Genomic DNA, 11,683 nt, shown 5'->3' with positions numbered 1-11,683 from the left:
TTAGTCGAATTAAGACGTTTTTAATTTCTTTTTTTCTTTTTTTATAAAAACAGCTCTGATTTGAATTGATAAAATACAAATCAGAGCTCATAAAAATATTATTCTTAGTTTGTTGTGCTAATTCAATTGCATGTCTGCAATGATATTTTGTATTTTTTGGTCTAAGAATTTTTCTGCTTCATCAAAATCTAAAACCGATTCAATTTCAGCATTTACACTGATGTAAAATTTGATTTTTGGTTCAGTTCCGCTTGGTCTGGCACAAATTTTAGAACCGTCCTCAGTGTAATAAATCAAAACGTTAGATTTTGGCATATCCATTACAGATTCTTCGTTTGTCAATAAATTCAAAGCAACAGACGACTGATAATCTTCAACCATGATTACTCTTTGACCGTTAATTTCCTTCAAAGGATTTTCTCTTAAATTAATCATCATCTGATTAATTTCTTCCAAACCTGCGATTCCTTTTTTAGTTAAAGAAACCAAGTATTCTTTGTAGAAACCATTTTCTACATATAGCTGTAAAAGTTCTTTGTAAACAGAACTTCCCGCAGCTTTTGCCTGAGCAGCAACTTCACAGATCAATAAAGTAGCAGCAACTGCATCTTTATCACGAACAGCATCACCAACCATAAAACCAAAGCTTTCTTCTCCGCCTCCAATAAATTGTAGTTCAGGGAAATCTTTAATCATTTTAGCAATCCATTTAAAGCCAGTTAGACCCACTTTGCATTCAACACCATAACTTGTTGCGAGTTCCATAATCATCGGAGTCGAAACAATTGTAGAGCCAACGAATTGTTTTCCATTGATTTTGCCTGCTTTTTTCCATTGTTTCAAAAGGAAAGAGGTCATCAAAACCATAGTCTGATTTCCATTAAGCAAAATCATTTTACCATCGTTATTACGAACAGCAACCCCTAATCGGTCACAATCAGGATCTGTTCCTACCACGATATCCGAATTGGTTTTGTCTGCCAATGCCAAAGCCATGGTCAGTGCTTCCGGTTCTTCAGGATTTGGGGATTTAACGGTTGGAAAATTTCCATCTGGAACAGCCTGCTCCGGAACAATATGAACATTTTTATAACCTGCTTCAGATAAAGTATCCGGAATCGATTTTATAGAAGTTCCGTGCAACGAAGTAAAAACAATATGAAGGTTGTCTTTGGCTTCTGCCGGAGTATTAAAACTTGCGTTTTCGATAGATGATTTTACGAAAGCTTTATCAATTTCAGTGTCGATATACTGAATCAGGCTTTCGTCGGCATTAAATTTGATTTTATCGTAATCTAAACTTTCGATTACCTTAATAATAGCTGCATCTTCAGGAGGAACAATCTGGCCTCCGTCCTGCCAGTACACTTTATAACCATTGTATTCTGGTGGATTGTGAGAAGCGGTCAATACAATTCCGCATTGACAGCCTAAATATTTAAGGGCAAATGATAATTCAGGAGTTGGACGTAAATCAGAAAATAAATAAACCTGAATTCCGTTTGCAGAGAAAACATCGGCAACTACTTTTGCCAGCGTGTTACTGTTGTGACGGCAGTCGTAAGCAATAACTACTTTTATAGGCTGATTTGGAAAAACTTCATGCAGGTAATCAGAAAGTCCCTGTGTGTTTTTTCCAAGCGTATATTTATTGATGCGGTTGTTTCCAATTCCCATAACGCCACGCATTCCACCAGTTCCAAATTCAAGGTTTTTGTAAAAACTTTCTTCAAGTTCTTTTGGCGATGTGGTCATTAATTCTTTAACAGCAGCTTGAGTTTCTTTATCAAATGTTGGAGTTAGCCATTCGTTTACGGCGTCTAAAATATTAGGAGCGATATTCATGTAACTATTTTTTTAATGTTTAATTAAAGATAAGTATTTTTCAGGAGCTAATCCTGCTGTTCACTATATCTTTTGTGGCGAACCCCGCCACAAAAGGATGCCGTTCCCATCAGGGCTAGGGTATTGCGTTAAAAATTAACCTCGCGGGCCACTTTATATCTGGCTTCATTGCTTTTAGTACGTAAAATAATTTCGCCTAAAAATCCGGCCAAAAACAGCTGAGTTCCCAAAACCATTGTAGTCAAGGCAATGTAAAACCATGGATTATTTGTAACCAGGGTGTATTTCATTCCGGTATACATATGGTATAGTTTTGAAACTCCAATGTATCCGGCAGCTAAAAATCCAATGATAAACATAAAAGAACCAATGGCACCGAATAAATGCATTGGTCTTTTTCCGAATCGTGATAAAAACCAAATTGTAATCAAATCGAGGAATCCGTTAATGAAACGTTCCATTCCAAATTTGGTTTCACCATATTTTCTGGCCTGGTGTATGACTACTTTTTCCCCAATTTTTCCAAAGCCGGCATTTTTAGCCAAAACCGGGATATATCGGTGCATTTCGCCTGAAACTTCGATGTTTTTTACAACAACGTTTTTGTAAGCTTTCAATCCACAGTTAAAATCATTTAATTTAACGCCTGAGGTCTTTCTGGCAGCCCAGTTAAACAATTTAGAAGGTAGGTTTTTTGCCACAACGGAGTCGTATCTTTTTTTCTTCCAGCCTGAAACCAAATCATATTTCTGAGCTGTAATCATTTCGTATAATCCCGGAATTTCATCAGGGCTGTCCTGTAAATCGGCATCCATTGTAATGATAACGTCGCCCTGAGCTTTTGCAAAACCAGCGTGCAATGCCTGCGATTTTCCAAAGTTTTTCATAAAACGAATCCCTTTTACATTCGGATTCTCGTTAGAAAAACTTTCAATAATATTCCACGAATCATCTGTACTACCGTCATCTACAAAAATGATTTCATAAGAGTAATTGTTAGACTGCATCACTTTAATAATCCATGTGTAGAGTTCTTTCAGTGATTCCTCCTCGTTTAGAAGCGGTATAAGTATAGATAAATTCATTTATTTTTTATTCTTGTATAGTTTTGCTTTTAAAAAATGCAGCTAAAATCAGCCCCAAAATAGAGTAAAGAGCAACGCTGAAACCTAAGCCTTTAAGTTGTTCTAAAGTTGAAAACGGACTAGTTTTCTTCATTTTTGCTAATGTTTCATTTATGGCTGAAGCAGGTGTTCCGAATTTTTGTAACGTTTCAGCCATGTATTTTATAAGGTGTTGGTTTATAGTTTCTTTTGCTTCAGGGTCAATTATATTAAATAATAAAGTACTGAATAATGTTGAAATTAAAAGAGCAATTACAATGGTAATAAAATAGGTTGTAAATGCATCTTTGAAAGAGAAAAACCCACTTATATCTTTTTTTGTTTTGGTTAGTAATACAATGCCAGTTACTAAATAAATGATAAATGTTGATGCCCCAATCCAGCCGGAAACAAATAATTTTAGATCAATTGCATAAATTGCAGCTGTAATTAACGCTGAAATAATCCCTAAAGTAATTCCATAAGTAATCCCATTCTTCTTTATAACTTCATTAATCATATTTTTATATGTTTTAAAATTAATCCACAAATATAGCAATTCCCACTATAATCGGATATAAAAAAAGCTTTTCGAAATAAACTAAAAAAAAGCAGGTTAAGTATTTGTTTATTAAAAAAGAATTGTAAATTTGCACACTCAAAAATAATTAAATTTTTAAACAAAAAAGAGTATCCTTTGTTTACACCTTTTTCTAACCATGAGAAAGCTTCAAAATAAAAATGCTCTGAAACAATAAATAAAAGAAAAGATGAAAAAAGGAATCCACCCAGAAAATTACAGATTAGTTGCATTTAAAGACATGTCAAATGATGACGTTTTTATCACTAAATCTACTGCAGATACAAAAGAAACAATTGAAGTTGACGGAGTTGAGTATCCAGTTGTAAAAATGGAGATTTCAAGAACATCTCACCCTTTTTATACTGGTAAATCTAAACTTATCGATACTGCAGGACGTATTGACAAGTTCAAAACTAAATATGCAAAACACGCTAAAAAATAATAGCTGTTTTATATTGATACAAAAGCCTTCCGTTTGGAGGGCTTTTTTTGTGCGAAGATTTAACCGCTATGAATGCTAAGATTTACTCAAGGTTCGCAAAGTTTTATAAAGTTTTGCGGACTTTTGTGTTTCTTCTACATTTCGTATTAGAAAAAACTTTGCGGACTTTGCGGTAAAAAACAGCCTATATCCGCCACAGTATAAATGACACAAATAAAATATTTGTAACTTTGAACCTGATAACCAAATCAAGATTTTAACAAGTACCAAATTTATTATATATGAACTACATTCTTTTTGACGGTCCTGTCCGGAATGCTTTATTGCCTTTTACTTTTACAAGGCCCGTGGCTGATATTCTAATCGGAATTATGACGATTCGTCAAAAATGGGAAGCACGTTTGGGTTCAACCATTACTACAATTACCGAAGAATATTTGTCTGCGAAATTTCCAATGGTAGAAATGGAGGAAAATGTGATGATAAATGCTGCGTATTTACCAAATGATACGCTTGTTGAAATGATTTCTGATTTAAAGGAAAATCAGGCAATTTTTAAAGGGGATGATGTAATTGCTTTTTTTACAACTGAAAATCAGGAAGAAGTTGATTTTGATTCGTATGAAATTATTCAGTATAACGATGACTGTTTAATTGTAGAGCATACCTGGGATATTTTTTCTAAGAATGATGCTGCTATCCGCTCAGATTTTGCTTATTTGACAGAAGATAGAAAATCGCAGCCAATTCCGAAAAGTGTAAATGTTATTTCTCCTGAAAATATTTTTATTGAAGAAGGTGCAAAATTAGAGTTTGTAACCTTAAATGCCTCAACAGGTCCTATATATATAGGTAAAAATGCTGAAATTATGGAAGGAACTGTAATTCGTGGCCCTTTTGCGTTATGCGAAAATGCTCAGGTAAAACTGAATGCAAAAGTGTACGGAGCTACAACAGTTGGGCCAGGATCCAGAATAGGGGGTGAAGTTAAAAATGCTGTTCTTTTTGCAAATTCAAATAAAGGTCATGATGGGTTTCTGGGTGATTCTGTTTTAGGTGAATGGTGTAATATTGGAGCAGACAGCAATAATTCGAACCTTAAGAATAATTATGAAGAGGTAAAGTTATGGAGCTACGAAACAGAAGGTTTTGCCAAAACCGGACTTCAGTTTTGTGGTTTAATGATGGGAGATCATAGCAAATGCGGTATCAATACGATGTTTAATACCGGAACGGTTGTAGGGGTGAGTGTTAATATTTTTGGAAGCGGTTTTCCTCGTAATTTTGTTCCAAGTTTTTCATGGGGCGGAGCAGCCGGCTTTACAACTTATATTACCAAAAAAGCTTTTGAAACTGCAAAACTGGTTATGGCACGCAGAAATGTTGAATTTGATGAAACAGAAGCTGCAATCTTAGAACATGTTTTTGAAGAAACAAAAAAATGGAGAAAGGATTGATTTAATGAGATAATCAGTCAATTTGAAAATGTGATAATGAAAACCCGATAGTCTTGAAACTTTCGGGTTTTGTTTTGTTTAAGATTTTGAAAATTATCTAATTATCAAATTGACACATTTTCTAATTGCTATATTTTCTAATTAATCTATCTTTGCGGCTTCAAAAAATACTAGCTCAGAAAACGAACAATCTAAGCAGTCTAAAATCTAATGATCTAACATGATTACAGTTAACGATATTTCGGTTCAGTTTGGTGGAACTACATTATTTAGCGATGTTTCTTTTGCTATTAATGAAAATGATAAAATTGCCCTTATGGGGAAAAATGGTGCGGGAAAATCGACACTTTTAAAAATAATTGCAGGTGCAAACAAGCCTTCTACCGGAAGTATCTCGGCTCCTAAAGAAGCTGTAATCGCTTATCTGCCACAGCATCTGCTTACCGAAGATGGAGCTACTGTAATGGAAGAAGCGTCTAAAGCTTTCAGTGAGATTTTTAAAATGAAAGCTGAAATCGACGAAATCAATGAACAATTGACAGTTCGTACAGATTATGAAAGTGATGAATACATGAAACTGATCGAAAGAGTTTCTGATCTAAGTGAAAAGTTTTATGCTATCGAAGAGGTGAACTATGAAGCAGAAGTTGAGAAAATTTTAGTTGGTTTAGGTTTCGAGCGTGAAGATTTTGGACGTCAGACTTCTGAATTTTCAGGAGGATGGAGAATGCGTATTGAGCTGGCAAAGATTCTTTTAAGAAAACCAGATTTAATTTTACTGGATGAGCCAACTAACCACATGGATATTGAAAGTATTCAGTGGTTAGAAGATTTCTTACTGACTCAGGCGAAAGCAGTTGTGGTTATTTCGCACGACAGAGCGTTTGTAGATAATATTACAAACAGAACTATTGAAGTGACAATGGGAAGAATTTACGATTATAAAGCAAAATATTCTCATTACTTAGAATTAAGAAAAGACCGTCGTATTCATCAGCAAAAAGCGTATGATGAGCAGCAAAAGATGATTGCTGATAACAGGGCGTTTATTGATCGTTTTAAAGGAACTTTTTCTAAAACAGATGCGGTTCAGTCTCGTGTAAAAATGCTTGAAAAACTCGAAATTGTTCAGGTTGATGAAGTTGATACATCTGCATTACGATTAAAATTTCCTCCTGCAGCACGTTCAGGTCAATATCCTGTTGTTGTAAAAGAAATGTCTAAAGCTTATGGCGATCACGTTGTTTTTAAAGATGCCAATATTGTAATCGAACGTGGTCAGAAAGTTGCTTTTGTTGGGAAAAATGGTGAGGGAAAATCGACGATGATCAAAGCAATCATGAAAGAAATAGGTGTTGATTCCGGAAGTGTAGAAATTGGACATAATGCACAAATTGGATATTTTGCTCAAAATCAGGCGGCTTTATTAGATGAAAATGCTACGATTTTTGAAACAATCGATAGTATCGCTGTTGGAGATATCAGAACACAGATCAAAAATATTTTGGGAGCCTTTATGTTTCAGGGGGATGATATTACCAAAAAAGTAAAAGTGCTTTCCGGAGGAGAAAAAACACGTTTGGCAATGATTAAATTGTTATTGGAACCGGTTAATTTATTGATTTTGGATGAGCCTTCAAATCACCTTGACATGAAGACTAAAGATATTATTAAGGATGCACTCCGTGATTTTGACGGAACATTAATCCTGGTTTCTCACGACCGTGATTTCCTTGATGGATTAGCAACTAAGGTTTTTGAATTCGGAAATAAACGCGTAAAAGAGCATTTTGAAGATATAACAGGTTTCTTGGCTCATAAGAAAATGGATTCTATGAGAGAAATTGAAAAGTAACAATAGACTTAGTTTTCTTTTATAAAAAAAAATACCCCTAAATAGTATTTAACTTTTAGGGGTATTTTATTAATTTATGGTTTAAAGCCTTTTGGAGGATTTTCTAAATACATTTCTTGTCCAAAACGACGCATTGATTTTGAATCTTTAAAATAAGGAAGAGTTTGGCTTTTATCAGTTTGTATTCTTTTTGAAGTTGAACCTGTAATTTTTGAGATTGCCAAATTTAATAAAGGTTCAGATGGGTCGCCTAAAATGCCATAGCTGCTAACGTATTCATATTGCTGATAAGTTGGTTGTAAGCCCTGTGTATAATCTCCAAAATTGGCTGAATTTGATATTTTGAAAACTAAAGGTTGCATTGCATATTTATGAGTCGGGTTTACTTTTGTTTTTGTTAAGCTTTCAGAATCATAAAGCGTGTATGAGCCGACATTTTTACCCGTAGTGACATCGCCAATTTGAATTATATTAATATATGGTTTTAAGCCGTTAATGACTAACTCGCTTGCAGAAGCAGTACTTTCTGTTGTGATAACATATAATGTGTTTAATTTTAAGCTGTTGACAGCATTTCCGTCAAATGATGATATAAATCGATCATTTAGGGACTCTAATTCTGAACTGCTTAGAGCATTCATCTGTTTGGAATTAAATTGTGTTTTTGCGAAAATATCATTTGGGAATTGCCCCGTTATCATACTTGCTAATCTAATTGAAGAGCGAACAGAACCACCGCCATTGTACCTTAAATCTAAAACTAAATCGGTAACTCCTTCTGATTTAAATTTTCCAAAAACCAGATTCAGTTCGTTGTCATATTCTGCATAAAAGCCATTATACATTAAATATCCAATTTTATGACTTCCTGAGGTTATTGTTTTATTGATTAAGATTGGGTTTTCTTCTAAAGTGGTTTTTGTTAATGCAACAGATTTACCATTTAAAACAAAGGAATTGTTGTTGAAATCAGCTAAATTTAAAGTGTAACTATCTGAATCCAGTAACAATTTTTCATAATTTGAAATTGTGAGCGGTGTTCCGTTAACACTCGTAAAAAGGTCTCCACGTTTAATCTCTTTCTTCGAAGCATCTGAGTTAGGGATAATATAACGTACGTAGCCTACTAAATTGTCAGATCCTGTTGACTGTCTGCTTAATCTAAAATCAATACCACTGTTTTTTGTAATTCCGTTTAATTCCTGTTCCAAAACAGTGTAATCGTTCACGATCCAGCTAAAACGGTCAATAGCGTCTCCGTTTGGATACTTGCTTTCAGGTTTGTTTAATAAATCTTCAAATAAATCTTCTGGTTTTGAATATCCTTTCAAAAATGAATCAAGGGCATTTTGGTCTGCAAAACGGTTGTCCGCCAAGTTAGGCACATCAGCTTGCCATAAGTAAACTTCATTTAGTCCTCTCCATATAAAATTATTTACTTGCAGGTCTATTGGAGTCGCTACATCATCATTGTCTTCACAGGCCTGCAGGCTAAAAGCTGCCAAAAACAATAAAACTAAATTCTTTGATATTCTTTTCATGCAAAATAGGGTTTCATATTGTATCAATATAAAAGTAGTATCTTTAGTTTTAACTTTAATAAATTGCAGCATTTTTTTTGATAATATATTTCAATTTGATTGTAACAAAAATAATAGTGGCTCGTCTTGACTATATAAGCTAACGAAAAACGTAATAATTTATGAACCAAAATGTGTTTATAGAATTAGTAAATCCCTTTAAAGACAAAGTTTTTCGTCTGGCAAAACGATTGCTTACGAGTACTGAAGAGGCAGAAGATGCTACTCAGGAGGTGATGGTTAAATTATGGAGTAAAAAAGATAGCTTAAATACCTATAATAATGTTGAAGCCGTGGCAATGACCATGACAAAAAATTATTGTCTGGATCAGCTAAAGTCTAAAAGAGCAGATAATCTTAAAATTGTGCACAATAATTTTACAGATCGTGAAGCTCGATTGGATAAAAAACTGGAAGACTCAGATAGTTTGGAATGGGTTGAGAAAATAATAAATCAAATGCCGGAACAGCTTCAGGTATTAATTCAGTTGCGTGATGTTGAACAATATGAATTTGAAGAAATTGCCAAAATTGTAAATATGAATGAAACTGCAATTCGGGTGGCACTTTCAAGAGCCAGAAAAAAAATTAGGGAATCAATGCTTAATGCACACAGTTATGGAATTAAATAAAATAGAAAATATATTAGAAAAATACTTTCAGGGAGAAACAACTATTGCTGAAGAAAACGAGTTAAAAGAATATTTTTCTTCGCCCGATGTTGCGCAGCATTTGGAGCAATACAAGCCTGTGTTTGGTTATTTCTCTCAGGTAAAAGAACAAAAATCGGCGTATGAAATTCCACTACAATCTAAGAAACGTAAAGTAGCGTGGTTATCGATTGCGGCATCAGCAGTTCTTTTACTGGGTATAGGAACTTACTTTTTTGTTAGCGAACAAAATAACAGATCTGAAATGGCTTCGCAAACAGAATTAGGAACCTATGATGATCCCGAAGAAGCCTTAAAAGCAACGCAAAAAGCTTTGGCTTTATTATCAAAGAATGTTAATGTGGGTATAGAAAGTGTACAATACATTAATGAATACGAACAATCAAAAAACAAGATCTTTAAACAATAATTAAATCCGATAAAAATGAAATCAGCAATTCATAAATACATGCAGGAAAATGAAAATAGCATGACAAAAAAAATCATTTTGACATTTGTCTTTGTTTTGATTAGTCAGTTTTTTTATGCACAAAGTGCTTTTGATAAATATGACGGTCAGGATGATGTGACGTCTGTAATTGTAAACAAAAAAATGTTTGATATAATGAGTAAAGTAAAAGTTGATCCTTCTGATAAAGAAACTCAGCAGTATATGAGTCTTATTAAAAAGCTGGACAACTTGAAGGTGTTTACAACCAGTAATCCAAAAGTAGAAGCAGATATGAAACTTTCGGCAGATAAATACATCAAATCTGCGAGCTTAGAAGAATTAATGCGTATTAACGATAGTGGTAAAAATGTAAAAATCTACGTTAAATCCAGTGCAAACGATACAAAAATAAAAGAGTTATTTATGTTTATTGATGGTGCGAAAAATGAAGAAACTGTTTTGTTGTCTTTAACAGGGAACTTTGATTTAAACGAAATTTCGGTTTTAACAGATAAAATGCAGCTTCCTGGAGGTTCTGATTTAAAAAAGGCTTCTAAAAGCAAAAAGTAGTATGAAAAGCAATGTTGTTACTTTAATTTTTCTGGGTTTACTAGCTTTGACAAGTTGTAATTCTGAACCTTCATTGCAAAAGTATTTTGTAGAAAACTCTGAAAAGAAAAATTTTATTGCGCTGGATATTTCTCCCGGTATTTTAAATATTGATCAGACAAAATTATCTACAGAACAAGCTGAAGCTTTAAATTCTTTTGATAAAATGAATATTTTGGCTTTCAAAGCAAATGATAAAAATCAAACAGAATTTGAAGCAGAAAGGGTAAAGATAAAAGGTATTTTGAAAAGCCCTAAATATCAGGAATTAATGAAGGTGGGGTCTGGTAAAGATGGTGCTACAATAAGTTTTGTAGGTACTGATGAAGATATAGAAGAATTTGTAATTTTTGCCAACCGAAAAGAAAATGGTTTTGCTGTGATCCGTGTTTTAGGAAAAAATATGAATCCGAATAATATTATGATTTTAATGTCTGTTTTACAAAATTCTAAAATAAACATGGAACAGTTAAAGCCTTTAGAGAAGTTGCTTGAAAAATAATACATCTTACTTTTACAATAGAAAGCTCCAATTTATTGGGGCTTTTCTTTTTACAATAATGCAGATAATACTTACTAATTTGATTCTGGATTTATTTTTTGATTAATCAAAATTAATTACATTTACCAAATGAGATTACAAAAAAAAACAAAAATCAAAATCTCAAATTTAATTAAACCAGAATTAATATGATACAAAAAACTTCAAATGCTTTTATCGCAGCATCTTGGGTAGCGCTTGGTGCAGGAACAATCGGTTTTATTGTTGGACTTGCCAGAGCAGAAATGTTATTAAACGAAAAAGGATATTATTTTACCGTTTTAATGTTCGGGCTTTTTGCCGTTGTTTCATTGCAGAAAAGTGTAAGAGACAGACTTGAAAATCTTCCTGTAACTGATATTTATTACGGAATTTGCTGGTTCGGAACATTGCTTTCAATTGTGCTTTTAGTTGTAGGATTATGGAATGCTACAATTTTGCCAAGCGAAAAAGGTTTCTACGCATTTGCTTTTTTATTAGCATTGTTTGGAGCTATTTCAGTTCAAAAAAACACCAGAGACAACATGAACTTTGGTCAAGGAGAATAACATCAAATTGATTTAAAAA

12 protein-coding genes are annotated in these 11,683 nt (G+C 33.5%); 8 read left to right on the top strand and 4 right to left on the bottom strand.

The annotated features are described in order from the left end of the window. Nucleotides 1-117: 117 nt before the first annotated feature. From AAEO57_RS13975 to AAEO57_RS13965, 3 genes are all read right to left on the bottom strand, one after another. Nucleotides 118-1,845, bottom strand: coding sequence for a phospho-sugar mutase (locus AAEO57_RS13975; RefSeq protein WP_341693646.1), 1,728 nt, complete (start codon nt 1,843-1,845; stop codon nt 118-120). A 128-nt stretch (nt 1,846-1,973) separates the two neighbouring features. Beyond that, complete coding sequence (locus AAEO57_RS13970) at nt 1,974-2,930, bottom strand: glycosyltransferase family 2 protein (RefSeq protein ID WP_341693644.1); 957 nt, start codon at nt 2,928-2,930, stop codon at nt 1,974-1,976. A 7-nt stretch (nt 2,931-2,937) separates the two neighbouring features. Continuing rightward, nucleotides 2,938-3,468 carry a DUF4199 domain-containing protein gene (locus tag AAEO57_RS13965; protein WP_341693642.1) on the bottom strand — a complete coding sequence of 177 codons (531 nt, stop codon included), beginning with the start codon at nt 3,466-3,468 and terminating at the stop codon, nt 2,938-2,940. A 250-nt stretch (nt 3,469-3,718) separates the two neighbouring features. On the opposite strand from AAEO57_RS13965, the gene AAEO57_RS13960 reads away from it, so the two are divergent. The 3 genes from AAEO57_RS13960 (at nt 3,719) to AAEO57_RS13950 (ending at nt 7,285) form a co-directional block, all read left to right on the top strand. Further along, complete coding sequence (locus tag AAEO57_RS13960) at nt 3,719-3,973, top strand: type B 50S ribosomal protein L31 (protein WP_011921626.1); 255 nt, start codon at nt 3,719-3,721, stop codon at nt 3,971-3,973. A 281-nt stretch (nt 3,974-4,254) separates the two neighbouring features. Continuing rightward, on the top strand, nt 4,255-5,430 hold the full coding sequence (locus tag AAEO57_RS13955) for a GlmU family protein (RefSeq protein ID WP_341693637.1): 1,176 nt from the start codon (nt 4,255-4,257) through the stop codon (nt 5,428-5,430). Nucleotides 5,431-5,650: 220 nt separating this feature from the next. After that, nucleotides 5,651-7,285 (top strand): ABC-F family ATP-binding cassette domain-containing protein, encoded by a 1,635-nt coding sequence (locus AAEO57_RS13950; protein ID WP_341693635.1) that lies wholly within the window; start codon nt 5,651-5,653, stop codon nt 7,283-7,285. 74 nt (nt 7,286-7,359) lie between these two features. Here AAEO57_RS13950 and AAEO57_RS13945 read toward each other — a convergent pair whose 3' ends face one another. Beyond that, on the bottom strand, nt 7,360-8,826 hold the full coding sequence (locus AAEO57_RS13945; protein ID WP_341693633.1) for a S41 family peptidase: 1,467 nt from the start codon (nt 8,824-8,826) through the stop codon (nt 7,360-7,362). Nucleotides 8,827-8,987: 161 nt separating this feature from the next. On the opposite strand from AAEO57_RS13945, the gene AAEO57_RS13940 reads away from it, so the two are divergent. The 5 genes from AAEO57_RS13940 to yiaA all read left to right on the top strand — a co-directional run bounded on the left by AAEO57_RS13940 (nt 8,988) and on the right by yiaA (nt 11,664). Then, entirely contained in the window at nt 8,988-9,497 is a 510-nt protein-coding gene (locus tag AAEO57_RS13940; RefSeq protein WP_341693631.1) for an RNA polymerase sigma factor, read from the top strand. Continuing rightward, nucleotides 9,484-9,945, top strand: a complete 462-nt coding sequence (locus AAEO57_RS13935) for a hypothetical protein (protein WP_341693629.1) — start codon at nt 9,484-9,486, stop codon at nt 9,943-9,945. The genes AAEO57_RS13940 and AAEO57_RS13935 overlap by 14 nt, the downstream gene beginning before the upstream one ends. A 15-nt stretch (nt 9,946-9,960) precedes the next feature. Continuing rightward, nucleotides 9,961-10,536, top strand: a complete 576-nt coding sequence (locus AAEO57_RS13930; RefSeq protein ID WP_423972150.1) for a DUF4252 domain-containing protein — start codon at nt 9,961-9,963, stop codon at nt 10,534-10,536. Between the two features lies 1 nt (nt 10,537). Continuing rightward, a complete protein-coding gene (locus tag AAEO57_RS13925) occupies nt 10,538-11,077 on the top strand; it encodes a DUF4252 domain-containing protein (protein ID WP_341693627.1) in 540 nt (179 codons plus the stop codon). A gap of 188 nt (nt 11,078-11,265) precedes the next feature. Then, complete coding sequence (yiaA, locus tag AAEO57_RS13920; protein WP_269237313.1) at nt 11,266-11,664, top strand: inner membrane protein YiaA; 399 nt, start codon at nt 11,266-11,268, stop codon at nt 11,662-11,664. Nucleotides 11,665-11,683 lie beyond the last annotated feature (19 nt).

This window comes from Flavobacterium calami, from assembly GCF_038290035.1.
In the GTDB taxonomy this organism is placed as follows: domain Bacteria; phylum Bacteroidota; class Bacteroidia; order Flavobacteriales; family Flavobacteriaceae; genus Flavobacterium; species Flavobacterium calami.
This window is presented reverse-complemented; position numbering and strand designations above follow the sequence as displayed.

Excerpts from the sequence above, each read along its gene's own strand:
- AAEO57_RS13975 (WP_341693646.1), bottom strand. The coding sequence starts at position 1,845 with ATGAATATCGCTCCTAATATTTTAGACGCCGTAAACGAATGGCTAACT.
- AAEO57_RS13970 (WP_341693644.1), bottom strand. The coding sequence starts at position 2,930 with ATGAATTTATCTATACTTATACCGCTTCTAAACGAGGAGGAATCACTG.
- AAEO57_RS13965 (WP_341693642.1), bottom strand. The coding sequence starts at position 3,468 with ATGATTAATGAAGTTATAAAGAAGAATGGGATTACTTATGGAATTACT.
- AAEO57_RS13960 (WP_011921626.1), top strand. The coding sequence starts at position 3,719 with ATGAAAAAAGGAATCCACCCAGAAAATTACAGATTAGTTGCATTTAAA.
- AAEO57_RS13955 (WP_341693637.1), top strand. The coding sequence starts at position 4,255 with ATGAACTACATTCTTTTTGACGGTCCTGTCCGGAATGCTTTATTGCCT.
- AAEO57_RS13950 (WP_341693635.1), top strand. The coding sequence starts at position 5,651 with ATGATTACAGTTAACGATATTTCGGTTCAGTTTGGTGGAACTACATTA.
- AAEO57_RS13945 (WP_341693633.1), bottom strand. The coding sequence starts at position 8,826 with ATGAAAAGAATATCAAAGAATTTAGTTTTATTGTTTTTGGCAGCTTTT.
- AAEO57_RS13940 (WP_341693631.1), top strand. The coding sequence starts at position 8,988 with ATGAACCAAAATGTGTTTATAGAATTAGTAAATCCCTTTAAAGACAAA.
- AAEO57_RS13935 (WP_341693629.1), top strand. The coding sequence starts at position 9,484 with ATGGAATTAAATAAAATAGAAAATATATTAGAAAAATACTTTCAGGGA.
- AAEO57_RS13930 (WP_423972150.1), top strand. The coding sequence starts at position 9,961 with ATGAAATCAGCAATTCATAAATACATGCAGGAAAATGAAAATAGCATG.
- AAEO57_RS13925 (WP_341693627.1), top strand. The coding sequence starts at position 10,538 with ATGAAAAGCAATGTTGTTACTTTAATTTTTCTGGGTTTACTAGCTTTG.
- yiaA (WP_269237313.1), top strand. The coding sequence starts at position 11,266 with ATGATACAAAAAACTTCAAATGCTTTTATCGCAGCATCTTGGGTAGCG.